Source organism: Amycolatopsis sp. WAC 01375 (genome assembly GCF_003947325.1).
Taxonomy (GTDB): Bacteria; Actinomycetota; Actinomycetes; order Mycobacteriales; family Pseudonocardiaceae; genus Amycolatopsis.
In genome coordinates this window covers 109,627-135,810 of the sequence record NZ_QHHW01000037.1, presented here as the reverse complement: position 1 = coordinate 135,810, position 26,184 = coordinate 109,627, and the positions used below count along the sequence as shown (strand labels likewise).

General features: G+C 70.9%; 18 protein-coding genes and 2 tRNA genes. 8 read left to right on the top strand and 12 right to left on the bottom strand.

The features are described from left to right. Nucleotides 1-35: 35 nt before the first annotated feature. The 3 genes from DL991_RS26580 to DL991_RS26570 are packed head-to-tail and all read right to left on the bottom strand — an operon-like array spanning nucleotide 36 to nucleotide 3,147. Nucleotides 36-1,286: a glycosyltransferase gene (locus DL991_RS26580; RefSeq protein ID WP_125787074.1), complete on the bottom strand. Its 1,251-nt coding sequence runs from the start codon at nucleotides 1,284-1,286 to the stop codon at nucleotides 36-38. Continuing rightward, entirely contained in the window at nucleotides 1,283-2,116 is an 834-nt protein-coding gene (locus tag DL991_RS26575) for an SDR family NAD(P)-dependent oxidoreductase (protein WP_125787073.1), read from the bottom strand. Before DL991_RS26575 ends, DL991_RS26580 begins: the two co-directional genes overlap by 4 nt. Further along, nucleotides 2,113-3,147 (bottom strand): alpha/beta hydrolase family protein, encoded by a 1,035-nt coding sequence (locus DL991_RS26570; protein ID WP_125787072.1) that lies wholly within the window; start codon nucleotides 3,145-3,147, stop codon nucleotides 2,113-2,115. The genes DL991_RS26575 and DL991_RS26570 overlap by 4 nt, the downstream gene beginning before the upstream one ends. A 447-nt stretch (nucleotides 3,148-3,594) precedes the next feature. Between DL991_RS26570 and DL991_RS26565 the strand changes: the two genes are divergently transcribed. Genes DL991_RS26565 through DL991_RS26550 form a run of 4 tightly spaced genes read left to right on the top strand, consistent with a single transcriptional unit; the run spans nucleotide 3,595 to nucleotide 11,709 of the window. Continuing rightward, the gene (locus DL991_RS26565; RefSeq protein ID WP_125787071.1) at nucleotides 3,595-4,254 is read left to right on the top strand and encodes a hypothetical protein; all 660 of its coding nucleotides are present in this window, start codon (nucleotides 3,595-3,597) and stop codon (nucleotides 4,252-4,254) included. A 26-nt stretch (nucleotides 4,255-4,280) separates the two neighbouring features. Beyond that, entirely contained in the window at nucleotides 4,281-6,023 is a 1,743-nt protein-coding gene (locus DL991_RS26560; RefSeq protein ID WP_199754057.1) for a fatty acyl-AMP ligase, read from the top strand. Continuing rightward, nucleotides 6,020-10,222, top strand: coding sequence for a type I polyketide synthase (locus DL991_RS26555; protein WP_125787070.1), 4,203 nt, complete (start codon nucleotides 6,020-6,022; stop codon nucleotides 10,220-10,222). Before DL991_RS26560 ends, DL991_RS26555 begins: the two co-directional genes overlap by 4 nt. After that, complete coding sequence (locus DL991_RS26550; RefSeq protein ID WP_125787069.1) at nucleotides 10,219-11,709, top strand: MFS transporter; 1,491 nt, start codon at nucleotides 10,219-10,221, stop codon at nucleotides 11,707-11,709. Before DL991_RS26555 ends, DL991_RS26550 begins: the two co-directional genes overlap by 4 nt. Here the strand turns inward: DL991_RS26550 and DL991_RS26545 are convergent. Next, complete coding sequence (locus DL991_RS26545) at nucleotides 11,684-12,103, bottom strand: VOC family protein (protein ID WP_125787068.1); 420 nt, start codon at nucleotides 12,101-12,103, stop codon at nucleotides 11,684-11,686. The genes DL991_RS26550 and DL991_RS26545 overlap by 26 nt on opposite strands. An 87-nt stretch (nucleotides 12,104-12,190) precedes the next feature. On the opposite strand from DL991_RS26545, the gene DL991_RS26540 reads away from it, so the two are divergent. Beyond that, nucleotides 12,191-12,775: a TetR/AcrR family transcriptional regulator gene (locus tag DL991_RS26540; protein WP_125787067.1), complete on the top strand. Its 585-nt coding sequence runs from the start codon at nucleotides 12,191-12,193 to the stop codon at nucleotides 12,773-12,775. 139 nt (nucleotides 12,776-12,914) lie between these two features. Here DL991_RS26540 and DL991_RS26535 read toward each other — a convergent pair. The 7 genes from DL991_RS26535 to DL991_RS26505 all read right to left on the bottom strand — a co-directional run bounded on the left by DL991_RS26535 (nucleotide 12,915) and on the right by DL991_RS26505 (nucleotide 21,958). Then, nucleotides 12,915-12,986, bottom strand: a tRNA-Val gene (locus tag DL991_RS26535). 35 nt (nucleotides 12,987-13,021) lie between these two features. Then, nucleotides 13,022-13,096: transfer RNA gene (locus DL991_RS26530), tRNA-Val, on the bottom strand. Nucleotides 13,097-13,186: 90 nt separating this feature from the next. Next, on the bottom strand, nucleotides 13,187-15,028 hold the full coding sequence (locus DL991_RS26525) for a serine/threonine-protein kinase (protein WP_125787066.1): 1,842 nt from the start codon (nucleotides 15,026-15,028) through the stop codon (nucleotides 13,187-13,189). Between the two features lie 9 nt (nucleotides 15,029-15,037). Further along, on the bottom strand, nucleotides 15,038-16,921 hold the full coding sequence (locus DL991_RS26520) for a serine/threonine-protein kinase (protein WP_125787065.1): 1,884 nt from the start codon (nucleotides 16,919-16,921) through the stop codon (nucleotides 15,038-15,040). 46 nt (nucleotides 16,922-16,967) lie between these two features. Further along, a complete protein-coding gene (locus DL991_RS26515; protein ID WP_125787064.1) occupies nucleotides 16,968-19,196 on the bottom strand; it encodes a cation-translocating P-type ATPase in 2,229 nt (742 codons plus the stop codon). Nucleotides 19,197-19,536: 340 nt separating this feature from the next. Then, nucleotides 19,537-20,652: a DUF6801 domain-containing protein gene (locus tag DL991_RS26510; RefSeq protein WP_125787063.1), complete on the bottom strand. Its 1,116-nt coding sequence runs from the start codon at nucleotides 20,650-20,652 to the stop codon at nucleotides 19,537-19,539. A gap of 73 nt (nucleotides 20,653-20,725) precedes the next feature. Next, nucleotides 20,726-21,958: a DUF6801 domain-containing protein gene (locus DL991_RS26505; protein ID WP_125787062.1), complete on the bottom strand. Its 1,233-nt coding sequence runs from the start codon at nucleotides 21,956-21,958 to the stop codon at nucleotides 20,726-20,728. Nucleotides 21,959-22,444: 486 nt separating this feature from the next. Here DL991_RS26505 and DL991_RS26500 point away from each other — a divergent pair, with 486 nt between their 5' ends. From DL991_RS26500 to DL991_RS26490, 3 genes are all read left to right on the top strand, one after another. Next, a complete protein-coding gene (locus DL991_RS26500) occupies nucleotides 22,445-23,017 on the top strand; it encodes a hypothetical protein (protein WP_125787061.1) in 573 nt (190 codons plus the stop codon). A gap of 130 nt (nucleotides 23,018-23,147) precedes the next feature. Continuing rightward, nucleotides 23,148-24,362, top strand: a complete 1,215-nt coding sequence (locus tag DL991_RS26495; protein WP_125787060.1) for a lipase family protein — start codon at nucleotides 23,148-23,150, stop codon at nucleotides 24,360-24,362. 7 nt (nucleotides 24,363-24,369) lie between these two features. Next, nucleotides 24,370-24,918: a GtrA family protein gene (locus DL991_RS26490; RefSeq protein ID WP_233598992.1), complete on the top strand. Its 549-nt coding sequence runs from the start codon at nucleotides 24,370-24,372 to the stop codon at nucleotides 24,916-24,918. On the opposite strand, the gene DL991_RS26485 is transcribed toward DL991_RS26490, so the two are convergent. Beyond that, entirely contained in the window at nucleotides 24,858-26,054 is a 1,197-nt protein-coding gene (locus DL991_RS26485) for a helix-turn-helix domain-containing protein (RefSeq protein WP_125787059.1), read from the bottom strand. The genes DL991_RS26490 and DL991_RS26485 overlap by 61 nt on opposite strands. Between the last annotated feature and the right edge of the window lie 130 nt (nucleotides 26,055-26,184).

Genomic DNA, 26,184 nt, shown 5'->3' with positions numbered 1-26,184 from the left:
TCCGATCACGCGAGTTCCGTGTCTGGACACGTGAATCACGCCTTCCGGCGGAGAAAGGGAGAACCTTCCCGCAGCACCTCCCGGGCTCGCGCCACCCCGTCCTCGTCGCGCAACCGGCCGGCGACGTACTGCGCGCCGCGGCGGAACAGGAGGTTGCCTGACAGTTCCAGCAGCCGCGCGGTCAAGGAGTCCTCGGTGAGTTCCCGTAACGGGAGCGGACGTGGTCCGGCGCCGAGCCGGGAGACCCGGTCACCCCAGTAGGGCTGGTCGGAGAAGACCGGGCAGACCAGCGACGGGGCGCCCGCGCGCAACGCAGCCGCGGTCGTGCCCGCGCCTCCGTGATGCACCACCGCCGCGGTGCGCGGGAAGAGCCACGCGTGCGGGACGTCCCCGATCGTCAGCAGATCGTGTTCGTCGGCCACGGCATCGGTGCCGAGCAGGCCGCGCAGCCCCGCGCGGCGCAACGCCGTGCGGACGGCGGCGAACGTCCGCTCCGCCTCCGACGGCCGCATGCTGCCGAAACCGACGTACACCGGTGGTGGCCCGGAGGCGAGGAAGTCCCGCAGGCGCGGGTCCGGCCGCCACTCGGCGGGGGTGTCGAGGAACCAGTACCCGGTGACGTGGATCCTGGCTGGCCAGTCGTTCGGCCGGGGCACCACGGCGTCGGAAAATCCGCACAGCACCGGGGTTTCCGCCCGGCGCGGCCCGCGTATGCCTGCCCTCGGCAGGCCGAGCGACCGCTCCCGCCACCGGTTCACTTCGGGACGCAGCACCTGCCACGCGACGGTGTCGACAGCGCGAAAGCTCAACCGGCGGCCACACGGCCCGGTCTTGGCCGCCCACGGCAGCAGCGGATGCGCGAACGCCCCCGTCGGCACGCTGGGCTGATAGTGCAGTTCGACGTCGGGGACGCCGAACGAGGCGCCCAGATGCGCGCCGAGGAAGCCCAGCGTCGGGGCGAGCACGAGGTCCGCTCCCTCCGCCCCCCGGTGGACGTCGGCCAGCAGCCGCTCCAGCACCGGGGCCAGCGCACCTCGCAGTCCACGCAGGAAGGTCGCGGGATCGCGCCCGCCCTCGGTCCATTCGCGTCCACCGGCCGAACCGAGGACCTCGCCGGGGTCGGCCGAGAGCGGCGCGAAGTCCAGGCCGTGCCCGGTCACCAGCGTCCGGAACCGCTCGGCCGCCAGCACGCGTACCCGATCACCGTCGAGACCACGCCCCAAGGCGATACACGGCTGGACGTCGCCCCGCGAACCGGGAGCGACGATCACCACGAGCCGGGTCACCGCTTCGCCGCCGTCAACCGGTAGCGGAGGCGGAACGGCAGGTTCGCCAGCACCGCCGCGACACGTGCGTCCCGGCCGACCAGGTATCGCGGCGCGGGACGCCGTGCGGTCAGCGCGTGGACCACGACCCGCGCCGCCCGCTCGGGCGGCACACCGTTCCGCGCCGACCGCTCCGCGCTGCGTTCGGCCTCTTCCAGTTGCGCCCCATACCGTTCGCGCGCGGCCTCCGGAAGGGCGGCGCGCACCTCCTCGGCGGCGGCGCGGGCGCGTGGCCAGATCGACGTGGCGACCGCGCCGGGCTCGACGAGGACGACGCCGATCCCGGACGGGGCCAGTTCGGCGCGCAGGCTGTCGGTCAAACCGACCAGGGCGAACTTCGACGTGTGATACGGCCCGACCATCGGCCCGGCGATGCGCCCGCCCATCGATCCGACGGTCACCACCCTGGCGGCGGACGCGGCACGCAGTGCGGGCAGCATCGCCTGCGTGACGGCGAGCTGACCGGTGACGTTGACCTCCAGCTGCTGCCGGAAATCCTCGAGCGGCACGTGTTCCAGCGGTCCGGGCCTGGCCATCCCGGCGTTGTTCACCAAGCCCCGCAACGGCCCCGCCGCCGCGACCTTCTCCCCACAGGCCGCGATCGACGCCGCGTCCCGGAGATCCATCCGCAGCACGGTGACCGCTTCGCCGTACCTGCGAGCAAGTTCCGTTTCGTCCGCGTCGGTGCGCACACTGGCCCAGACATGGGCGCCCCTCCGGACGAGTTCGGTCACACAGGCCCTGCCGATCCCGCTCGACGCACCGGTGACCACAAAGGACGGACGGGTCACGACGCCTCCCCCGCCTTCGCCGGCGCCGAGAGCGCGCTCAGCATCAACGGCCAGGTCTTGTGCAGCTGGTCCTGCCAGTACGCCCAGTGATGCGTGCCCGGCCCGTAGAAATCCGTCTTGACCGGGACGCCGAGGCGGTTCAGCCGGTCCGCCATCGCGGTGGTCTGGCCGGCGCAGAGGAATTCGAGCAGCATCGCGCCGGGTAGCACGTCGACCGGGAGTTTCCCGTCGAACGGTCCCGGCAGGCCGTTGCCCGTCGACAGGTACAGCTCGGTGCCGCGCAGGCGGTCGGCGTTCACCAGCGGATCGTGCGCGTCCCAGCGGGACGCCTCGCGCCGTCGGTCGCCCCAGAGCGCTTCGGGATCCTGCCGGGCCGAAGCGACGATCGCGCTGGTCAGCAGCTCGCCGTACGGGCCGGTGGGGTTGAGATTGCCGCTGAACGACCCGGCGAAGCGGAACACTCCCGGCCGCCGGGCGGCGAGTTCCACCGCGCCGTATCCGCCGAGGGAGAGCCCCGCCGCGACCCGCCGTCCGTCCCCGCGATAGCCGCGGTCGATCAGCTGCGGGATCTCGACCGCGGTGAACGTCTCCCACTGGTCGAGCACGACATCCTTGCCGTAATTCCACCAGTCGGAAAAGAACCCCGCGGAACCGGAGCCCGGCATCACCACCATCACGCCGGAGTCGTCGGCGAGTTTCCGGATGTCGGTGTTGGCCGTCCAGCCGCGATAGTCCTGCAGCCGTGTCTCCCCGGCGAGCAGGTACACGGCAGGCCACTTGCGGTCCGGTTCGGCGGCCCACCGCGACGGCAGGATCAGCCGGACCATCGCGTAGCTCCCGACGCCGACCGAGCGCACGGTGAGATCCAGCATCCGCGGGTCACCGTCCACAGTGGTCTGCGCGACGACGTGCGAACCGTCGTCGGCGCGGACGTCCGGGACACCGCTCTCGGCCCGCGCCGGGGCGGGCAGCAAACACGCCACGGCCGCCAGCGACGCCACGGCCCGCAGCCGCCTCGAAGTAGTGCGCATACGCAATCCTTTGTCCCGGTCGTTCGATCGAATTCGAAAATGTGACGGCGATTACCCGCAAATGAAATCCGGAGGTGTCGACACATTAAGCGGACGGGACCCTTCCAGGCAATTGTCCTGTCCACAATCCGGGAGGACAATATGAATGCCAGGGAAACAAGAAATGCCCCCACCTCCCCCATCAGGGTGACCCGCCACTCACGGACAGTGAGCGACTGTGGCACGGTGGTACCAAACCGGCTCATGCACCAGCGAATATCCCGGAAGCCGCAGGTCACCGCCTGTACACGAAGGACATTTACGTTCTCTTGACACCTTCCGGTATTCGATTTCCCGTCGTAGCCTTCGTCGTGCCGCCCGGGTTCGGCGTCCACTGACGTGACCCCGGCGCCTGCGTCCCACCGAGGGGACCGCGACTCCATCAGGACCCTTCCGAAAGGGCTATTCATGGCTGCCCGAATTCGCGCGTTCGTCGTCTCCGCCGCCGCGGTGGCGACCATTTCCGGAGCACCGGGAGAATCGATACCGGCGGCCGCCGCGCCGCCTGCACTCGCCGTTCCCCCCGCAGCGCTGCTGCCGCCGGAGACCGTCCCGCACGCGTCCGCGCGCGACGGTTTCGACCTGACTTCGACATTGTCCACTTCGGACCGCGCGCAGAGCAGGGTCGACGTCGGAGGCTGCGAGGACGTCGTACACGGCCGACTGGTCGGCACCGACGCCACCGGCCAGGGTTTCCAGTCCGTCGTACCCGGCGGGCAGGTCTCCGAACTCGTCGCGCGCACGACGAACCCGCCCGATCTGACGGCATGGGCCGCGCAGGCCGGGCGGTGCTCGAAGGTGACGGTCGACGACGCGGCCGGTACCGCGGTGTCGACCGTCACCGTCCATCCCGCTCCCACCGTTCCGGGCGCGAAAACCCTTTCCTACCAACAACTCCTGACGCTCCCCGGACAGCCCCCCGAACTGCCGGGACTGCGTCTGCGCACCGTCGCCATCGCCGCCGACGACGTACTGGTCGTGCTTCGTGACGCCGGGACCACCGGCCTCGATCTCGACGCCCTCGCCGTGGCCGCCTGGCGGCACGCCGCCGGTCCGCTCGGCCGCTGAATCCCCCGACCCCCTGAGGAGAAGCCATGTCCCTGGCCCCCGAAAACCTGCCCGCCACGGCCGGCCCCACCCTCCCCGCCTGCCTCCGGCATTGGGCGGACACCGATGGCGACCGGCCCGCGGTGACCTTCGCCGACTTCGCGACCGACCGCGCCGGGCGGCGGCGGACCCTGACCTGGAAACAGCTCCAGGAGCGCGTCGACGCCGTCGCGGGGGCGCTGCCCGTCCGGCCCGGTGACCGGGTTGCGGTGCTGTGCCCGCAGAGCGCCGAGTACGTCGTCGCGTTCCTCGGCGCGATCACCGCGGGCGCGATCGCCGTGCCGCTGTTCGACCCCGGGCTGCCTGGGCACGCCGGACGGCTCGCCGCGGTGCTGACCGACTGCTCCCCCACCGCGGTGATCACCACCACCGCGGCCGAGGACGCGGTCCGCGCGTTCCTGGCCGGTCTGCCCGGCGGCGAGCGCGTCGCCGTCGTTACGGCCGACAAGCCCGTCGCGGGGCCGGCCCGCGCGTGGCCCGCCCCGGCGCCGGCACCCGACGATGTGGCGTACCTGCAGTACACGTCCGGCTCGACCCGCAGCCCGGCGGGAGTGGTGCTGACCCACGCGAACGTGCTGGCCAACGTCAGCCAGGCGGTGCGCGGGCTCGGCATGGATCCGGCGGGGACAACGGTGTCGTGGCTGCCGCTGTTCCACGACATGGGTCTCGTGCTCGGCCTGATCACGCCGCTGGCGCTGGGCATGCGGTCGGTGCTGATGGATCCGCTGGCCTTCATCGAGCGCCCGGTGCGCTGGCTGGAGTTGCTCGGCGACCACAACAAGAGCTGGAGCGCGGCCCCGAACTTCGCGTTCCACTACGCCGCGAGCCGGGTGCGCGAGGAGGACCGCGCCAAACTCCGCCTCGACCGGGTGGCCGCGATCGTCAACGGCGCGGAGCCGATCAACGCGGGCGTTCTCGACCGGTTCCACGCGGCCTTCGCCGATTCCGGTTACCTGCCGGAGAAGACGCGTCCCGCGTACGGGCTGGCCGAGGCGACGGTCTTCGTCACCACCGGCCCCGCCACTCCCCCGCGTGTCACGACGTTCGATCGCGCCGCGCTGGGCGCGGGGACGGCGCGCCAGGCGGACACCGGTCTCCGGCTGGTCGGCTGTGGCGTCCCGGTAGGCCAGCACGTCGCGTTGGTCGACCCGGAAACCGGTGTCGCGCTGGAAGACGGCTCGGTCGGTGAGATCTGGGTCCACGGGCCCAACGTCGGCGCGGGTTACTGGCAGAAACCCTTGGAGAGCACTGAAACCTTCGGCGCCCGGCTGACCGGGAACCACAGTGGACTGCCCGACGGGCCGTGGCTGCGCACCGGCGACCTCGGCGTCCGGCACGACGGCGAGGTCTACATCGCGGGCCGGATCAAGGATCTGCTCATCGTCGACGGCCGCAACCACTATCCGCAGGACGTCGAAGCGACGGCGGCGTCGGCCGACCGCGACATCCGTCCCGGCAGTGTCGCCGCGTTCGCCGTCGAAGGCACCGACACCGAAGCCGCGGTCGTCGTCGCCGAGCACCGCGGTCACACCGCACTCACCACCGACGACGAACGGGCGCTCGCCGCGGTGATCCGGCGACTTGTTTCGGACGCGCACGGCCTCGCACTGCGCGCCGTCGTGCTCGTTCCGGCGGGGCTGGTCCCGCGGACCTCCAGCGGCAAGATCGCGCGCGCCGCCTGCCGCGACCGCTACCTCGCAGGCGACTACGGAAAGGCCTTGGTGCGATGAGAAACCCGACGCTCGACACCCCCGCACTGCGCCGCTGGCTGCTCGACACCGTCGCCGAACACATCGGCGTCGACCCGGCGCGGCTCGAAGCCGATCGTCCGCTCAGCGACTACGGCCTGTCCTCCCGCCAGGCCGTCGGTATCGCAGGCGATCTCGAAAACCTGCTCGGCACCCCGCTTCCGGCGACCCTGCTGTGGGAAAGCCCGACCCTCGACCACCTGGCCCGCTCCCTGACCGGTGGTGCCGAACCGGAACCGGAATCGCCGGGCACGGACCGGCGCCGGACCGACCCGATCGCCGTCGTCGGCCTCGGCTGCCGCTGGCCGGGCGCGGACGGCCTCGACGAGTTCTGGGACCTGCTGCGCAGCGGACGGGACGCCGTCCGGACCGCGCCGCCGGGCCGGTGGAACGCCGACGCGGCGCCGATCGTCGGCGGTTTCCTGGACGACGTGGCCGGTTTCGACGCCGAGCACTTCGGCATCACCCCGCGTGAAGCGTCCACAATGGACCCTCAACAGCGGATGCTGCTGGAGGTCGCCTGGGCGGCGCTGGAACACGCCGGGATCGCCCCGGCTTCCCTGCGCGGCAGCCGGACCGGCGTCTTCACCGGGATCTCCACCCACGACTACGGGCATCTCACGATGGCGGGTCGCGAGGTCGACCTGTGGACGGCGACCGGTGCGGCCGGAAGCATCTCGGCCAACCGGCTCTCCTACGTCTACGACCTGCGCGGGCCGAGTATGGCGGTGGACACCGCCTGCTCCTCGTCGCTGGTCGCGGTGCATCACGCGGTGCGCGCGCTGCGCGACGGCGAGGCGGATCTGGCGCTCGCGGGCGGGGTGAACCTCATGCTGCTGCCCGGGCCGACGGCCGCGTTCGCCGCCGCGGGACTGCTGGCCGCGGACGGCCGGTGCAAGACCTTCGCCGCGGGCGCCGATGGGATCGCGCGTGCCGAAGGCTGCGGCGTCGTCGTGCTCAAGCGGCTGGCGGACGCCGAGTACGACGGCGACCGGGTGCTGGCGGTGATCCGCTCGACCGCGGTCAACTCCGACGGCCGTTCCCAGGGCATGGCGGCGCCGAACCCCGTCGCCCAGCAGGACATGCTGCGCACGGCGTACCACGGCGCCCGGCTCGATCCGTCCACTGTGGACTACATCGAGGCGCACGGCACCGGCACGCTGCTCGGCGATCCGATCGAGGCCCGCTCCCTCGGCGCCGTCCTCGGTAAGGACCGCCCGGCCGACGCCCCGCTGCTGATCGGCTCGGTGAAGACGAACATCGCGCACGCGGAGGCGGCGGCGGGGATCGCCGGGCTGATCAAGGTCGTGCTCGCGATGACCCACGACGAACTGCCGCCCCAGCTGCACTTCACCGCCCCCAACCCGCACATCCCGTTCGACGATCTGCGCCTGAAGGTGGTGACCGAACCGACGCCGTGGCCACGCCGGTCCGGCCGCGCCACGGCCGGGGTGTCGGCGTTCGGGTTCGGCGGGACCAACGCGCATGTCGTCCTCGAACAGGCCCCTGCCCTGGAACCGTCCCCGGATCGCAAGGACGTCCGGATCGGGCTGCTGGCCGCCCGTACCCGCGACCGTCTCACCGAACGCGCGACCCAGCTGGCGAACTGGCTGGAGTCCTCAGCCACGCCGTCGCTTTCCCTCGCCGACGTCACCCACACGCTGTTCCGGCGCGACAACGGCGGACCGCATCGCGCCGCCGTCGTCGCCGGGGACACCGCCGAGCTCGCGGTGCTGCTGCGCGCCGTCGGCACCGGCGCCGATCCACTGCCCGCGGGCGCTGTCGCCGGCACCCCGCGGAGCGGCGACGGCCCGGTGTTCGTGTTCTCCGGCCACGGCTCCCAGTGGGCGGGGATGGGACGCGGGCTGCTGGCCGCCGAGCCCGCCTTCGCCGCCCAGGTCGACAAGCTCCACGATCTGTTCACCGAGCACACCGGCCGATCGCTGCGCGCCCTGCTCACCAGCGCCAAGCCGCTTTCGCTGCCCGGAACCCAGGCCGCCATCTTCGGGACGCAGCTCGCGCTGGCCGCCCAATGGGAGGCGCTCGGGGTCCGGCCGGCGGCCGTCGTCGGGCACTCGCTCGGCTCCGCGGCGGCCGCCGTGGTGAGCGGCGTGCTCACCCCCGACGAGGCCGTCCACCTGGTCGCGACCCGCGCCCGGCTCCTGGGCACCATCGGCCGGGGAGGGGCGATGGCCGCGGTGGAACTGGCGCCGGAGGAACTCGACCTGTACCCGGACATCGAACTCGCCGTCGAATCGGCGCCGGGTCAGCTGACCGTCGCCGGGGACGCGACCGTGCTCGAATTGCTCGTCGCGGAACTCGAAACCGCCGGCCTGACCGCGCGGCTGCTGCCGGTCGAGGTCGCCGGGCACTCCGCCCGCGTCGACCCCATCCTGCCCGCGCTCCGGGAGGCGCTCGACGAGCTGGGGGGCCGCCGTCCGACGGTGTCCTGGTACGACACGGTTCTCCCCGATCCGCGAGAGCTGCCGGACTTCGACGCCGGGTACTGGGCCGCGCATCTGCGCCGTCCGGTGCGGTTCCGGCAGGCCGTGGCGGCCGCCGCCGCGGACGGGCACCGCGTCTTCCTCGAGGTGTCGCCGCATCCGATCCTGCGGGGTTCGGTGGCGAGGACGCTCGAAGCCGAGGGGATCCACGACGCCGTCGTCACCGGGACGCTGCGCCGGGGCCAGGACGAGGTCCGCGCGCTGGGCGCCGCGGCGGCCGAACTGTACTGCGCGGGTACCCGGATCACCCCCGCCGATCCGGACGACGGCGCCCGCCTGGTCGACGTCCCTCCGATGCCGTGGCGGCACGAACGGCACTGGTACACCGCCGCCGGGGAACCGCCGTCGTTCGCGGCGCGCACGCCGGAACCCGAACCCGTACGGAGTGGCGGAGGTGACCGGCTGACCGAGATCGTCGCCGCCGTCATGGGACTGCGGCCCGACCGTATCGACGCCGACGTCCCGCTGGTGGAACTCGGACTGGACTCCCTGATGGCGAACCGGATCCGGGAGGCCGTCCGCCGGGAGTTCGGCACCGAACCCGACGCCGTCGGCGTGCTTCGCGGTGCCACTCTCGCGGATCTCAGCCGCGACCTCACGCCGCGCGAGGACGAACAACCGCTCCCGGCCCGCGGCCGTGCCTGGGACGCGGCCGACCGCCTGGTCCTGCGCCTGTGGCAGGAGCACACCGGGACCGACGCGGGCGGCACGCAGGTCCGGCTGACCGAGACCGGCACCCCGGACCGGCTGGCCGAGCTGCTCGCCGAGGGGCTCGGCGCCGAACTCGACACGCCCGTCGACGCCGCCGAACTCCGGCGGCACGACTCCCTCGCGGCCATCGCCGACGTCGCCCGCGCCGTCCTCGACACGAGGGAGGAGCGGGGGCCGGTCCACGTCCTCACTCGTGGTGAAACCAGGGCCGCGCCGCTGCTGCTGTTCCACCCCGGAGGCAGCACCTGCACCGTGTACCGGCCGCTGCTGGACCGGCTCCCCACCTCGGTGCCGTGCGTCGGATTCGAACGCGTCCCCGGTGTCGGCATCGAGGAACGCGTCGAACAGCTCCTGCCGTTGGTACGGGAACAGGGTCGCGACCGGCCGTACCGGCTGGCGGGCTGGTCGTTCGGCGGGGCGCTGGCCTACGGCGTCGCCGCGCGGCTGGCCGAGGAAGGCGAAGAGGTCGAGTTCGTCGCGCTGATCGACACCATGCTTCCGCTTCCGGAGCCGGATCTCGATCCGCGCGCATCGTCCGCCCGGCGGTTCCTGCGGTTCACCGGCTACGTCGAAGGGACTTACGGCCGCGAAGTGCGACTCGGGCACGAGGAGCTGGCGCCGCTGCCCGAAGAGGAGCAGATCGAGCTGACCATGCGGCGGGTCGCCGAAGCGGGCCTGCTCAGCCCCGGCGTGCTCCGGCACCAACGCCAGTCCTTTTTGGACACGCTGGCGGCCGAACGCGGTACGCCCCGCCGCTACGACGGCCGCGTCGTGCTCTACCGGGCGACCGAACAGTACGCGGCCGGGCTGGCGATGGAACCCCGGTATTCGCGCACGGATCTCGCGGCGGGCTGGGCGGAGTTGTGCCCAGGGCTGGAGATCGTGCCGGTCGAGGCGCATCACCTGTCGGTGGTCGACCCGCCTCACGTCGACGTCGTCGCGAGGCATCTGACGGGACTCCTGTGACCACGGCCCGGGCCGAGCGAGCGGTCATCCGCGCCTGGCCGCTGCTGGCGGTACTCGGTGCCGGGCTCTTCCTCGTGGCGGTGGACGCGACCGTGCTGCACGTGGCGTTGCCCGACCTCGTCCGGCAGTTGCGGCCCGGCGCGGCGGCACAGGTGTGGATCGTGGCGATCTACCCGCTGACCGCCGCGCCACTGCTGCTGCCGTTCGGCACCCTCGGCGACCGGTACGGGCGACGGCGTGTGCTGGTCTCCGGGTACGTCGTGTTCGGGGTCGCGTCGCTCGGCTGCGCGTTCGCGCCGAACGTCCCGGTACTGCTGGGTTTCCGCGCGCTGCTCGGCTGCGGCGGCGCGATGATCATGCCGGTGACGATGTCGCTGCTCCGCGAGCTCTTCCCGGATCAGCGGCACCGTCGAACGGCGATCGCGGTGTGCAGCGGGATCGCCGGGACCGGCTCGGTGTTCGGGCCGATCCTCGGCGGGGTGCTCGTCGAGGCATGGGGCTGGCGGGCCACGTTCCTGTTGAACCCGCCGGTGATCCTGGCGGCGGTGGTCCTGGCGCTGCGGTGGCTCCCCCGCAACCCGCCGGGGCGGCGGCCGTGGGACGCGCTCAGCGCCGCCCTCGCGGCGGGTGGTGTCCTCGGCATCGCGTTCGCCGTCGGGCAGCCGGGTTCCTGGATGACGGCCGCGGTTTCGGGCGTGACCGGCTGTGTCCTCATCGGACTGTTCCTGCGCCGCCAGCGCCGGACCGATCCGCCGCTACTGGACCTCACCCTGTTCCGGCGGCCGGGAGTGCGGGCCGCGGTGGGCGGGGTGCTGCTGGTGATGAGCACGCTGGTCGGGCTCGGTCTGCTGTTCGCCCAGTACCTCCAGGTGGTGCTCGGTCTCTCGCCGACGGCGGCGGCGTCCCGGCTGCTCCTGGTGCTGGGCGCGTCGGCCGTCGGCAGCGTCGTGGCGCCTTCCCTTCTGGGACGGCTCGGCAACGCGCGGGTCCGCACGGCCGGGTTCGCGGTGACGGCGTTGTCGTTGCTGGCCCCGGCGGCGGGTTCGGTCGCGCTGACGTCGCCGGTGCTGCTCGGCATCGGCATGACGGGACTGGGGCTGGGTATGGCGCTCGCGCTCACTTCGAGCACCGACACCCTCCTTTCGGCGACCTCGGCGGACCAGGCGGGCGGCGCCGCGGCGGTGGAGAAGACCGGCTACGAACTCGGCGCCGGTTTCGGGACGACGGTCTTCGGTTCCCTGGCGGCCGCGGTGTACGCGGGGCACCTAGCCGTCCCGGCCGGGGTGCCCGAACCGGCGCGGGTGCTCGCCTTGTCGGGGCCCGCTCAAGCCGAAGCGGCTGCCGCGGGCTTGACGTCGCGTTTGGCCGGCGAGTTGCTCGACGCCGCTCGGATCGCTTGCACCACCGGGCTTCAGGTGTCAGCGGCCGTCGCGTGTGGACTGTTCTTGGTGGCAGTCCTCGTCAGCGCGGGCGGGCGTCGTCGGTGAACTGCTCGGCGAACTCCCCGGTCGGCGGGATTTCCTGGATCACGTCGATCAGCACGCCGTTGGGGTCGGCGACGATGAAGTGCCGCTGCCCGAACTCCTCGCTGCGCAAGGAACGTGCCTCGGGCAACCCCGCATCCACGACCAGCCGCCGGTGTTCGGCATCGACGTCCTCGACCTCGAAGTTCAGCAACAGTCCCTGCACGGGTTTGCCCGCCCCCGCGGGAATGGTGTCGTGCCCGGGAGCGAGGATCGCGAGCTCCCACTCGCCGCGTTTGAGGCTGACGTACCAGTCGGCCTCAAAGGTGAGCTCGAAGCCGAAGTGGCCGCAGTAGAAGTCCCTCGTCTCGGCGATCTTCTCGGTCATGAGAACGGGATAGAAGCTGGTCAGACGCATGGTGCCGCCTTGTCTCGTGAATAATACCGACCGTCGGTTTGTTTTTCGACGTTAGCCAACCGACGGTCGGTATGTCAAGATCGGGTCATGGCCCGCACGAAACAGCAGCAGCGCGAAGAGACGATGGAGGCGTTGACCGCCACCGCCCGCCGACTGTTCGCCGAGCACGGATACGGCAAGGTCGGGCTGGAGACCATCGCGCAGACCGCGGGCGTGAGCAAAGGCGCGCTCTACCACCATTTCAGCAGCAAGGCGGACCTGTTCCGGCACGTGCTCGGCGTCGTCCAGCACGATGTCGGCGAGCAGATCGCGCGGGCCGCGGACGCCGCGCCGGACTCGTGGGCGGGACTGCTGGCCGGATGCCGCGCGTTCCTCGCCGCGGCGACCGATGCGGAGATCCAGCAGATCATGTTGCTGGACGGGCCTTCGGTGGTCGGCTGGCAGGACTGGCGCGAGCTGGACGCCGAGTCCTCCGCCCGGCACCTCGCCGAAGCGCTGACCGGACTGATGACCGAGGGCGTCCTCGCGAAGCGGCCCGTGGAACCGTTGGTACGCCTGCTTTCCGGCGCGATGAACGAGGCCGCCGTCTGGCTCGCCCACTCCCCCGACCCGAAGACCGACCTCGCCGCGACGATGGACACGCTCACGCCGATGATCGAGTCGCTGCGCTGAGGCGTGTCGTGTCAGGTGGTCGGTCCGTGAAGGCCTCCTTGAGGGACCCTGGGTCCCTCAAGGAGGCCTTCACGGACCGGTGAGCGTCTCCACGCAACGCGAAAGGCCCCACCCGAGCCGGGTGGGGCCTTCACTGCGGTGGGCGATACTGGGATCGAACCAGTGACCTCTTCGGTGTGAACGAAGCGCTCTCCCCCTGAGCTAATCGCCCGCGGTACGAACCTCGGTTCACCGGGGAAGTGAACCTGGTGCGCGATACTGGGATTGAACCAGTGACCTCTTCCGTGTCAGGGAAGCGCTCTCCCGCTGAGCTAAACGCGCGTGGTGAAGTTGTTCGTACTGAAGCTAGCTTAGCGGACCCGTTTCCGGGCGCGCACAGGGGTTCCCCTTCGCGATCGGCACCCGGTCGGCTCAGGGTTTCGGCAGCTTGGAGGCGACCGAGACCGCGATCTCCTTCGCCCGGTCACAGGGGCTTCCGCCCTCGCGCGCGAGCAGCCGGACGGCGACGTGTTCGGCCTCGCGGTCCGGCAGCGGACGGTGCTGCCACGTCACGGCGCAGTTCGAGCCGCCGAACTCCCGGATGTCGCCGGTGACTCCGCTGCCGAGGTCCACCGGCGAACCTTCGGGCGCGTACGAACCCCGCTGGAACTCGACGGTCAGCGTGTCCCCTCCGCCCTCCCACTCGCAGATCCGCAAGGTCCGCGGAGCCGCCTTCGCGCCTGCCATGTTCTTGCCGAGCACGGCCGGATCGGCGGCCGCGCACGGGTCGAGCGGCAGGATGCTCGCCGGGTCGCCGCCACGGTCGGCCTCGTGGGTGCGCAGCCGGGTGATGGCGGCCGTGAGCATGTCGTCGGCGCCCTTGCAGCGATCGCCGTCCCGGCCGAGATGGGAGACGACGACACCGAGCCGCCGGTCTGCCGGCAGCTGCGCGACCGAGTCGCATCCGCCGCTGATCGTGCTGCGCAGCAACGGAAGTCCCTCGACGGTGCGGTCGGTCCGTTCGAGGCTGCCGGCGGTCACGCCCTCGCCGAGCCGCAGCTCGAAGGTGACGCCGTTGAGACCGGTGTACTTGCAGCGGGCCGGGTGGGTCAGATGCGTGTCCGGTTTCAGCGTGCCGAACTCCTGTACGAACCGGCCGGCGAGCACCTTGCACGGGTCCACGAGCCGCAGACGTTCCGGGCCGAGTGCGTCGGTCGCCGACAGCGAAGTCGTTCCGGGGTTCTCCGGCTTGGCGTGGTCGGCGATGGTGAGACCGAGCGCGACCATCGCCGACATCAGGAGCAGGACGGCCGCGGCGAGCGCGCCGAACAGGATCTTCTTCGTCTTCGGTGCCATCTTCTTCGGCGTCGGCCGCAAGAACGGCAACGGCAGCGCCAGCACCGAGCGCACCTCGGCGTCCTGCCGCTGGATCCGGGCGTGCACGGCGGGCGGCCATGGCGCCGCGCCGGGCGGGACCGGGCCGAGGAAGTCCAGGATCTGTTCCGGTGTCGGCCGTCGCGCCGGATCCTTGGCAAGGCAGGGTTCGGCGAGCCGCCGGATCTCGTCCGGAACCGCGCTGAAATCCGCCGCGCCGTGAACGACGTTATACAGCGTCTGAGGAGCGGTCGGGCCGGTGAACGGGCCGCGTCCGGTCGACGCCATGATCAGGATCGCGCCGAGGGAGAACACGTCGCTCGCGCCGGTGACCTGCCCGCTGCCCGCCTGTTCCGGCGACATGAACGCGGGCGATCCGATGATCGCGCCCGTCCCGGTGAGCTCCTGCGCCTCCTCCGCCACCCGCGCGATGCCGAAGTCGATCACCCTGGGTCCGTCACTCGTCAGGATGATGTTGCTGGGCTTGAGATCCCGGTGGATCAGCCCGGCACGGTGGATCTCCGTCAACGCCGCGGCGAGTCCGGACGCCAGCACCCGGAGCGACTCGGCGGGCAGCGGTCCGGCGGCGTCCACGGCCTCCTTCAACGACGGGCCGGTGACGAAGACCGAGGCGAGCCAAGGGGTTTCCGCTTCCGCGTCGGCGTCCATGACGGCGGCGGTGTAGGCGCCGGAGACCAGCCGCGACGTGGCGACCTCACGCCGGAACCGTTCACGGAAGCGGGGATCGTGCGCGAACTGGGCGTGCAACTGCTTGACCGCGACGAGCCTGCCGTCCGGGGCAAGGCCGAGCACGACGCGCCCCATACCGCCTTCGCCGATCTCGGCGATGATCCGGTACGGGCCGATCTGCCGGGGTTCCCCGGGGTTCAACGGTTTCACTGGTCAGCCCTAGGGTTTCGGAAGTTTCGGCAACAACGCCCCGGCGAAGGCCTTCGCCTTCTCGCAGGATTGCTCGGCGGTCTTCTCGGCACCGCTGGTCCCGACGGTCAGCTCGACGTTCTCCCCGTCGCGGTCGCTGACGGACCGATGCTGCCAGGTCAGCGAACAGGTCGAGCGGGCGGCGCCGTCGTCCCTTCTCGCCAGGTACACCTTGGCACCGCCGAGATCCAGGGTGGCGGTCTCCGTGTAGTACGAGTCCTTCGATTGGGCCGGCGGGTACGCCCGCACGAAGCTCAGCCGGACACTGCCCGTCGTGTCGTACCGGCATTGGTGCAGATGTTCGCGGATCGTTTCGACGACCGGGCCGATCAGCCGGTCCGTGGTCGCCGGTCCGAGCAGCGCGCACGGGTCCAGTGGAGCCAGGGTGCCCGCCGGAAGCGCGCGCTCGTGGCCTCCGGCACGGATCCGCTTGACCGCGTCGGAGAGCGCGGCCTTCACCACCGAACACGCCTCGTCCTTTGTGGACATCGAGTTGACGTCGACGCTGAGTTTGGTGTTCGGCAGGCCGGCGACCGGGACGGCGACCGCGCACGCGTCGTCGGAGCCCTTGATGCGCAGCGGAAGCCCTTCGAGCTCACCGCCCGCCACGCCTTCGACCAGATCGCCGCCGATCTCCAGGTCCAGCCACTTCCCCGTGGGCGAGGAGTACGTGCACGAGTCGAAATGAATGTCCATCTCCGTGCTCAGCTTGCCGAACCCCGGCACGTCCCGGCCCGCGAGCACCTTGCACAGGTCGACCCGGCGCAGGTTGTCCGGGCCGAGCGGATCCTGGTTGACCGGGGTGGCGACCGGTTCGTCCGGCTGCGGCGAGGAACTCGGCGCGATGGCGGCCGGAGGCGGGTCTTCCCCGGACAGCGAGACCGCCGCGACGGTGCCACCGGCCAGCAGCACCACGGCGGCCGCGGCCAGTCCGGCGTACAGGCCGCGCCGGGATCGCTTCGGCGGAGGCGGGTTCAGCAGCCGCCGGACTTCGGCCTGCTGTGTCTCGATGAGGTGCGACACCACCGGCGGCCACGGGCTGGTCACCGGCGGGATCGGGCCGAGCCGCTCCAGCACCCAGGCCGGGGACGGCCGGTCCGCCGGGTTCTTCGCGAGGCACGGCTCGACGATCTGCCGCAGCTCCGGCGCCAGATATCGCAGATCGGGCTGGACGTGCACGACGTTGTACAGAGTGTGCGGAGTGGACGTCCCGGTGAAGGGGCTCTTCCCGGTCGCGGCCAGCACCAGCAGCGCGCCGAACGAGAACATGTCGCTCGCCGCGGTCAGCGGCTTGCCCTCGGCCTGCTCAGGCGACATGAACCCGGGCGAACCGATGACGGCGCCGGTGTGCGTGAGTTCGGAGTCGCCTTCGACCGCGCGGGCGATCCCGAAGTCGATCACCCGGGGGCCGTCACCGGCGAGGATGACGTTGCTCGGCTTCAGGTCCCGGTGGATCAGCCCGGCGCGGTGGATGTCGCCCAGCGCCAGCGCGAGCCCCGCGGCGAGGTGCCGGACCGCCATCGGCGGCAGCGGCCCACCCGCGGAGACCGCGTCGGAAAGGGCCGGTCCCGGGACGAACACCGAGGCCAGCCACGGTGTCGGCGCGTGCGGATCGGCGTCCATGACCGGGGCGGTGTACGCGCCGGACACCAGACGGGAGGTTTCGACCTCCCGGCGGAACCGCTCGCGGAAGCCGGGGTCGTGCGCGAAACCCGGGTGGACCTGCTTGATCGCGACCAGGCGCCCGTCGGAGGAGATCCCGAGCAGCACCCGGCCCATCCCGCCCTCACCGAGCGCGGCGAACACCCGGTAGCGCCCCACGCCGGTGGGTTCGCCGGTGTTCAACGGCTTCACGAAGGCCCCCTTGTCCGGGGCGATGGTACAAAACCACCCGGAAGTGTCACGCAGCGCGTCGGTCCGCGCGGCCGAAGTCCTTGAGCCGGAGGCTGTTGGACACGACGAGCACGGAGGACAGCGACATCGCGGCACCGGCGATCAGCGGGTTCAGCAGGCCCAGCGCGGCCAGCGGGATCGCGGCGACGTTGTAGCCGAACGCCCAGACCAGGTTCCCCCGGATGATCCGCAGGGTCCGGTCGGCGAGCCGGATGGCGTCGGGGACCACGCGCAGGTCTTCGCGGACCAGCACCATGTCGGCCGAGCGCAACGCGATGTCACTGCCCTGTGCCATCGCCATGCCGAGATCCGCGGTGGCCAGCGCCGGACCGTCGTTGATCCCGTCGCCGACCATCGCGACCCGCGCTCCCCCGGCCCGCAGTTCTTCGATGACCGCCGCCTTCTCCGCGGGCAGCACGCCGGCGCGCACGTCGGAGACGCCGATCTCGTCCGCGACCACGCGAGCGGCGGTTTCGTTGTCACCGGTCAGGAGCACGGTCCGCAGGCCGAGCGCGTGCAAGGCGTCGACGGCGGCCCGCGCCGACGGCTTCACGACGTCCCGGATCGCCAGCTGTCCGGCGACCCTGCCGTCCACGGCGACGAGGATCGCCGTGGCGCCGTCCGCCGTTGTGAAGCCGCCGGGGACGGTGATCCCCCGTTCGGCGAACAGCCGCGCGTTGCCGACGAGGACCTCGTGCCCCTCGACCTCGCCCTTCGCACCGAGCCCCGGCAGGGCGGCGAAGCGTTCGACAGGGGGCAGGTCCGGCAGTTCGGCCCTCGCCGCGGTCACCACGGCCGCCGCGATGGCGTGCTCTGAACCGGACTCCACGGCTCCGGCGAACCGCAGTAGCTCGCCGTTAATGAACCCGTCGGCGGGGCGGCACGCGGTGACGGTCATCTTCCCGGTGGTGACGGTGCCGGTCTTGTCCAGCACGACGGTGTCCACCGTGCGGCTCGCCTCGAGCGCGTCGGGTCCCTTGATGAGGATGCCCAGCTGGGCGCCGCGGCCGACCCCTGCCATGAGCGCGGTCGGTGTCGCCAGCCCGAGCGCGCACGGGCAAGCGATGATGAGGACGGCGACGGCGGCCGCGAAACCTTCGCGGACGGGCGCCCCGCCGAGCAGCCAGACCGCGAGCGTCACCACCGCCACGCCGAGCACGGCGGGGACGAACACCGCGCAGATCCGGTCGACCAGGCGTTGCACCGCCGCCTTGCGGGCCTGCGCGCGTTCGGCCAGCGCGGTCATCTGGGCGAGCTGGGTGTACGTGCCGACCGCGGTCGCGCGGACGACCAGCCTGCCGTCCCGGTTCACCGAAGCGCCGATGACCCGGTCTCCTTCACCGACCTCCGCGGGCACCGGCTCACCGGTCACCGCGCTGACATCCACAGTGGACAGTCCGCCGTGGACGACGCCGTCGGCGGCGATCGACTCCCCCGGCTTGACCACGAACAGCTCGCCGACGGCCAGTTCGCCGATCGGCACCATCCGCTCCGCTCCGTCCCGCAGCACCCGGACGTCCTTGGCGGCCAAGGCGTCCAGTGCCGCCAGGAGCCCGGCGACACTGCGCCGGGACCGGCTTTCGAAGTACCGGCCCGCCAGCAGGAAGGTGGTCACCCCGGCGGCGACGTCGAGGTAGATCGCGTCGGCGCCGGCCGCCGTCGGGCCGAAGCCGATCCAGTACCCGGGTTCGGAGCCGCCCGCGAAGGCGGACCACGCCGACCACGCGAACGACGAGAGCACACCCAGCGAAACCAGGGTGTCCATACTGGACGAACGATGGCGAAGGTTCCGCAACGTGGCGCGGTGGAACGGCAGTGCGGACCAGAACACCACCGGAACGGCCAGCGCGAGGCACAGCAGTTCCCAGCCGGGGAACCGCAGCCTCGGCACCAGGGCGAGTGTGATCGACAGGTTCCCCAACGGGATCGCCAGCAACGCGGCGACCACCAGCCGCCGACGGAGATCCCGGACCCGGGCGAAGCCGCTGTCCGGATCCTCTTCCCCGCGGACCTCGGCCGTGTAACCGGATTTGCGGACCCGCTCGATGAGCACTTCGTCGGCCAGCGATTCGGGCACCTGCACGGTGGCGCGCTCGGTCGCGTAGTTCACCGACGCGCGCACCCCGTCCAGTTTGTTCAGCGTGCGTTCGACCCGCGCCGAACAAGCGGCGCAGGTCATCCCCGATACGGTCAGTTCCACCGTGCGGACGGCGGCCTCCGGCGCGGAAATCGTCATTTCGTGGCACTCCCGGGTTCACCAATGGTTCCTTGGTGGCGGAACAGGTGTCCGGTGGTGTCGCGAGGCAGATTACCGCCGCCGGGAACCGGACCCGCCGTCGGCCCGACTACTGCGGTGGTGGTGGGAACAGGTGCCGGGGAGAGCCGGTCGTGAGTGTTCGGGTGCCGGAGCGCCGTGGCGGTTTCGCGTGTCTGGACGGACGACACGCGTGTCGTCCGTCCAATCACACGAACCTCTGTGCGTGAAGGGCACTTCCTCGGTACATGAAGGACCCCTTCCTTGCGCCTAGGTACAGGAAGGGGTCCTTCATGTACTTCACGCGAGCGCAGGTGCGTGACTATCGCGGGGTCAGTGTGAGGTCGAAGGTGTTGCCGTCGCCCTGGACGAGCGAGCTCACGTACGAGGTGAAGGCGCCGCAGCCGGTCAGGGGCGCCAGCGAATAGGTTCCGGTCAGCGTGCCGCCCGCCGCCATGGTGAAGCCGTCACCGGTGCGCAGTTCCGCCGTCGACGGGGCCGACGTCCGGCAGCCCGGCCCGCTGCTGACCGGCATCCCGACGAGTGTGACGAGCGGCAGGACGGCGGTGAAGCGGGGCCGTGCGACGAAACCGGTCCCGGCGAGATCGCCGCCCTGCGGTCCGTCGGCGACGAACTCCAGATCCGCCGAGCCCGGCAGGAAGCCGAAGAGCCGGAAGTCGGCGTGCGCCTTGTCGAACACCGGGCCGCCGCTGAACACCGTGGCCGCGGTGGGGCTCAGGTCGAACGAGCCGGCCAGCGGCGCGGCGGTGCCGAGTGCTTTGAGTCCGGTCTTGCCGGCGACCGTGTATCGATGGCCGGCAGGCTTGTCGCCGAGTTCGAACGAGAGCAGCACCGGGTCCTGACCGGGGTCGAGCGCGCAGTCCGAAGTGAACGAACCGATGCCGGTGAACGAGCCGTCGGCCTTCTTCGGGGTGAGGCGGGTGGTGAAGTCGCCGATGGTCAGGGTGGTCTTGCCCGGTTTCGCCAGCGTGATCGTGGGCACGGAACCCGTCGCCACCGTGCTGAATGTGCCGGACGGCGGGAGGTCGGTCTTGGCGACGTTCAGCGGGAGGCGCACCGGGAGCGGATTCGCGTCACCGTTGACCAGTGTCACGCCCGCAGCCGCGGTGCCCTCGATGGTGGCGGCGCCGACCAGGTTCAGCCCGCGAGCGGCCTTGTCCGGCACGGTCACGGTGATGGTCAGCCCGGAGGTCGTGAGTGTGCCGCCGGGCGCCGTCGGGACCTCGAAGTCGGCCTTGATGTTCACATCGAGCTTCTGCAACCCGATCAGCGGGAACGGGCAGGTGAACGACAGGTTCTTGGCCACGGGCGTACCCGCCGCCGCGCTCCGGACCGCGACGAACAGCAGGCTGCCGGCGGTGAGCAGGACGATGAGGCCCGCCGCGAGGAGCATCCGGACGTTGATGCGAAGGGGCATGGTCGCCTTCCTGGACGGCACGGAAACGGCACCGGTCCCCGTCACGGAACGCGACGGGGACCGGCTGCCTGACTTACTTCTTGGTGAGGTTCAGATCGAGCGTGTTGCCGTCGCTCTTGGCGAACATGCTGATCATGTCGTTGAACGAACCGCAGTTCTGCAGGGCCGACAGCGAGTAGGTACCGGAGAGCTTCCCGCCCTTGAGCAGGTCGAAGTCCGGACCGGTGGTCATCTCGCTGGTGGACGGGCTGACCGTGCCGCACTTCGGGTCACTGCTGAGGGGGATCCCGAAGACCTGCACGCTCGGCAGGAACACGTTGAACTTGATGTGCGCCTTGAACCCGGTGCCGACGAGCTCACCGGACTGCTTGCCGACCTGCTCGACCTTGACCTCAGAACGTCCGTCGACGAACCCGAACAGCTTGAACTGGGTCGAGGTCGGGTCGAGCTTCAGGTCACCGGTGAACGTCTTCGACGCGAGGTCCACGTCCGCGTCGAAGCCACCGTTGATCACCGCGGTGCTGCCGAGCGACTTCAGCGCGGTCTGTCCCTTGATGCCGAACGCGTACTTGATCCCGCCGCCACCGGGCGTGGTGGTGGTAGTGGGCGGGGTCGTCGGCGTGGTCGGCGTCGTGGGGGTGGTGGTGGGCGTGGTCGGGGTGGTGGGCGTGGTCGTGCCGCCACCGCCGTCACCGATCTTGATCGTGGCCAGAGTGTTGCTCTGACCGGGATCCTGCGTGCACGGCGCGTCGATCGTGCCGTCCGGCGTGATGCCGGTGACCGAACCGTCGGCCTTGCGCGGGGTGACCTTCAGCCGCAGGTCGCCCACGGTGATCTTCGCCTCGCCGGGCTGGTTGAAGGTCAGCGAAGGCGTCTTGCCCGCCGCGTTGACCGTCATCTCGCCCGAGGTGGGGATGTTCTGCTTGGCGATGTCGTTCGGGACGCTGACCGGGAGGTTGAGCCCCGGTGCCGCCACGGTCGCCGCCGCGATGGCCTGTCCTTCCAGCGTGGTCGCACCGATCAGGTTGAGCCCGCTGACCGTGTCCGCGTTGATCGTGGAGACGGCCTTGATGTCGAACGTGCCGGTCGGCTGACCGGTCTTGACCGACAGCGGAAGATCGGTGTTGATCACCACCTTCAGCGACTGTGACCCCACGAGCGGCAGGTCGCAGTGGTAGTTGAGGGGCAGCGAGATCGGATCGGCGACACTGGACTGTGCCCCGACCACGAGTACCGCGGTGGCAAGCCCCACGGCGCCGGCAGCGGCGGCGGCGACCGCCTTCTTGGTTCCTCTACGGTGACTCACGATCGTCCTTCCGTGGTATCAACGATGATACGAAACGGCGTACAATTCCCCAGAGCAATGAATATCGGCCCGAGAGAATTCTCCGGGTAGCGACGATGTCTGACGGATCGCAACCGAACAGTAAACTAACGACGCGACAGTCCCGCTATCAAGTGGTTCCCCGGAAAAGTTGACGCGCCGCCGGTAAATTGTCACCCTGGCACGGTGCGTCCGGCCGGTTCCTAGTAGCGGCACATGGGTTTTCCCAGCACAGAGCCACATCACGCCCCATGCGAAACCGCTGATGAGGGTGACAATCGCACTGCGGGAAACTATCTCACGCGTGCCAATCGCCCTTTCCCGGCCGTCGCCGCCTTGCCTGCCGGAATCTTTCGTGAGTAACCTCGCGTTTCAGCAAGCCGGTCACCGCCGACCACCGCGGAATCCCGCTCCTCGTGCCACGGCCGGCCCTCTTTCGCCGAATTCGACGGGGAAATCATGAAAAGAATGCGCCGCACGGCAGCGCGAATCGCGTTCGCCGCCGTCTCCTTGACCGCCTCGGCGGTCCTTCTGAGCGCCTGCGGGTCCGACGAGCCCGCCGACACCGGCAGGCACGCCGACCCGGCCGCACTCGCCTGGGCGGACAAGGTGTGCTCCGGAGTCGCGACGGGCTCGGCGAAGCTGACCCAGCCGCCCGCGTTCGACCCCAACAACCCCCAAGGTGCGAAGACCGCCATGGTGGGCTTCCTGAACTCGCTCACCGTGGCGCTGGACGACATGGCGGGCGGGATCCGCAACGCCGGGGTACCGCCGGTCCCGGATGGACAGTCCGCTGTGGACAAGGCCACCACCACCCTCGACGAGACCAAGTCGAAGGTGTCCGCGACCCTGGTGAAGATGCAGGACGCGAAGGTCACCGACCAGGCGAGCCTGCAGAAGGTGGTCGCCGACGCCGACACCACGATGAGCGGGTTGAGTGAGCCCGAAGGCCCGATCAAGCACCTGCGCGCCAACCCGGAACTGGATCTCGCGTTCGCCGAGTCCACGACCTGCCGCCAGGTCTACGGCGGCAACGCCTGAGTGAGGCCTCGAACTCCGCGCCGTGTCGCGAAAGCCACTTTCGGGACGCCTGATGTCCCGAAAGTGGCTTTCGCGACGCTCCCCGGCTCTTCCGCACCTCAACCTGCCCACCCGTTCTGGAGGCCCGGCCGTGCCGACCCCGTTTCCCCGCCCGTCCCGCCGGATACTCGCCGCCGCGCTGGCGATCGTCCTGTCCGCCGGTCTGCTGACCGTGCTGAGCGGGAGCCCGGCGAACTCCGCCGTCACGGCGGCGTCCGACGATTCGTTCTACACCCCGCCGTCCCCGCTCCCGGCGGGCAAACCGGGCGACATCATCCGCTCGCGGGTCTCGAAGGCCGGTCCGCGTAAGGATTCCGTCAACGCGTGGCAGGTGATGTACCTGTCAACGGACGCCCTCGGGCGGCCGGACGCGGTGACCGGGACCGTGCTGGTGCCGAAGAACGTCGACCCGGCGAAGGCGCCGATCGTCTCGTTCGCCGCCGGTACGCACGGTCCGGCGTTCGACTGCACGCCGTCGAAGATGATCGACATCGGCGCGTTCTACGAGCAGTCGGGCCTCGACGACGCGCTCGACGCCGGGTACGCCGTGGCGCTCACCGACTACGAGGGCTACCGCCAGGATCCGAAGACGACCTATGTGGTCGGGCGTTCGGAGGGCCCGGCGGTGATCGACGCGGTCCGGGCCGCGCAACGCCTGCCGGAGGCGAAACTGTCCACCGACGCCAAGGTGCTCTTCCGCGGGTACTCGCAGGGCGGCGGCGCGGCGGTCTGGGCCGGTGAACTGCAACCGGCCTACGCGCCGGAGATGAACCTCGTCGGCGTCGCCGCCGGCGGTGTGCCCGCCGACCTCGTGCAGGTCACCCTGCAACTCGACGGGAAGGCAGGCTTCGGCGTCTTCGCCTACGCCCTGATCGGCCTGGACAACGCTTATCCCGAGCTGAAACTGGACTCATTCCTCAGCGACAACGGCCGTGTGAAGCTGGCGGAGATGCAGAAGAGCGCTTGCACGTTCGAACTGCTCACCACCTACGCGAACCAGAAGATCGCGGACTACACGACCAGCGCCGGCTACGTGCGGCCGGAATGGGTGAAGCGGCTCAACGAGAACAAGCTCGGCGGCACACCGCCCAAGGTCCCGGTGCTCCTCTACCACGCCACCCAGGACCAGCTCGTGCAGTTCGCCCAGGCCGACGCGTTGCACAAGACCTACTGCACCGCCGGGGTCAAGACGACCTGGAAGACCTTCGACACCGACCACATCACGGCGGTCTACACCGGCAACGCCGACGTGCTCGCCTTCCTCAAGGACCGGGTCGCGGGCGCTCCGGCGACGTCGAACTGCTGAGCCCGCGGTGCTCAGAACCGCGCCTTCGTCCTTTGTGGACGGCGCGGCCGTCGGTGCGCGGGCCGGGAAGCGGCGTGAGCTGCTCCGGTTCGCCACCGTCGGCCTCGCCGCGTTCGGCCTCACGCTCGGCGTCAATTACGGGCTGAAACTCACCGTCCTGCAAGAGAAACCGGTCACGGCGCTGGCCATCGCCACCGTCATGGCGACGGCGTTCGCGTATCTACTCTCCCGGCGCTGGTCGTTCCACACCCGCGGCGGCAGGCGCCGGTTCGCCGAGGCGGCGTTGTTCTTCGCGGTCAACGCCATCGCCGTGACGATCAACCTGTGCCCGCCGCTGATCTCGCGCTATGTCCTGCGGCTCGAGGTCCCCGAGGTCGGCTTCCTCGCACAGGAGATCGCGGACTTCGTCAGCGGCATGCTGCTCGGCACCGCGGCGGGTTCGGCGTTCCGCTGGTGGGGTTATCGTCGCTGGGTGTTCCCCGTCGCCGGCGCCCGTCAGGCTTCGGCGGGCCGCAGTCGTTCGGCGCGCAGCGCCAGCTCGATCCGCAGCCGCTGATCCGGATCGTCCAGCCGTTCGCCGAACAACTCCGTGAGCCGCCGCAGCCGGGCCCGCACCGTCTGCGGGTGAACGGCGAGCTGCCGGGCGATCTCGGGCGCGCTCCCCCGCGTCTGCACCTGCGTGAGCAGGGTCGCCGACAACTCGTCGTGCTGACGCGGCGCCAGCCCCGACAGCGGCTCCAGCGCCTCGACGGCCAGCCTGTCGAGCAGGAACTCGTCGGCGAGCAGCAGCAGCGTGGTGATGTGCTCCTCGCACCACAGCACCGGACCGACCGCGGTGATCATCCCCCGCTGGGCCAGTTCGGACGCGCGGCGCGCGATCCGGAACGATTCGGCGGCCTGCGCCGTCGGGACGGACACCCCGACCGTCGCCGACCAGCCGGAAGGCAGTTCCCGCAGGCCGCCGAGGTCGGCTTCCGGGCAGGCGACGAGCGCGCCGGGCGCGTCGGAGACGAGGTCCACGGGAATCGCCGACGGCAGCAGACCGGAGGGGAACGCGGGCGCGCCGGGCTCCGCGGTGAAGACGACCGCGGTGATCCGGTCCGGGATCCGCCAGCCGATCGCGACGGCGAGCGCGCCGGCGTCGGCCCGGGTGTACCCGGCACCGGCGGTCAGCAGCCGGAACAGCCGGGCCCGTTGCTCCGCGGGGCCCGTCGCCTCGGCCCGGGCGGCGTTGTACCCGTCGGTCAGAGCCATCGTCACCTCGACGACGTCGCCGAACAGGCACTCCGCCGCGCCGTAGAGAACGTCGCCCGGCAGCTGGAGCCGGCGGCCGGCCGAGGCGATCGACCGCCACAGCACCCGGCTCGAGACCCTGAACGCCGCCTGTGCGGCCTCCCTGCTGAGCCCTTGATGGAAGGCGATCCTGCCCTGCGCACGGAAATCCGCCAGCAGGTCGTTCTGCAGCAGTTCGGGAACGCCGATCCGATCGATGGCGCGTTCGATACCGCGCCTGGTCAGCTCGACGGCGGCGGCACGCGCATCGCTGTCGCTGAACACTTCGGCGCATTCACCGATCTCGGACGCCACGCCTTCGACGCAGTGCCGGGCGATCGCCGGGATTCGCGGGCGGACGGCGTCACCGAGTTCCCTCGGCAGGCGGGCCCACAACGCGCCGACGGGCTGCCAGCTCACGTGTGCGATCCCCCGTAGTGAAGTAGGCCGACGATTCCGGGCACCAATTCCCTTTCGTCCGCGCGCCACCGGCGCACTCGAATGCACGGAGCGTAGAACCGTCGCCACATCCGTGTCAAAAGCCGCCACA

What these genes read in the sequence shown, in the direction of transcription:
- DL991_RS26570 (WP_125787072.1), bottom strand. Translation starts at nt 3,147, where the DNA reads ATGCGCACTACTTCGAGGCGGCTGCGGGCCGTGGCGTCGCTGGCGGCC.
- DL991_RS26565 (WP_125787071.1), top strand. Translation starts at nt 3,595, where the DNA reads ATGGCTGCCCGAATTCGCGCGTTCGTCGTCTCCGCCGCCGCGGTGGCG.
- DL991_RS26560 (WP_199754057.1), top strand. Translation starts at nt 4,281, where the DNA reads ATGTCCCTGGCCCCCGAAAACCTGCCCGCCACGGCCGGCCCCACCCTC.
- DL991_RS26555 (WP_125787070.1), top strand. Translation starts at nt 6,020, where the DNA reads ATGAGAAACCCGACGCTCGACACCCCCGCACTGCGCCGCTGGCTGCTC.
- DL991_RS26545 (WP_125787068.1), bottom strand. Translation starts at nt 12,103, where the DNA reads ATGCGTCTGACCAGCTTCTATCCCGTTCTCATGACCGAGAAGATCGCC.
- DL991_RS26540 (WP_125787067.1), top strand. Translation starts at nt 12,191, where the DNA reads ATGGCCCGCACGAAACAGCAGCAGCGCGAAGAGACGATGGAGGCGTTG.
- DL991_RS26515 (WP_125787064.1), bottom strand. Translation starts at nt 19,196, where the DNA reads ATGACGATTTCCGCGCCGGAGGCCGCCGTCCGCACGGTGGAACTGACC.
- DL991_RS26510 (WP_125787063.1), bottom strand. Translation starts at nt 20,652, where the DNA reads ATGCCCCTTCGCATCAACGTCCGGATGCTCCTCGCGGCGGGCCTCATC.
- DL991_RS26500 (WP_125787061.1), top strand. Translation starts at nt 22,445, where the DNA reads ATGCGCCGCACGGCAGCGCGAATCGCGTTCGCCGCCGTCTCCTTGACC.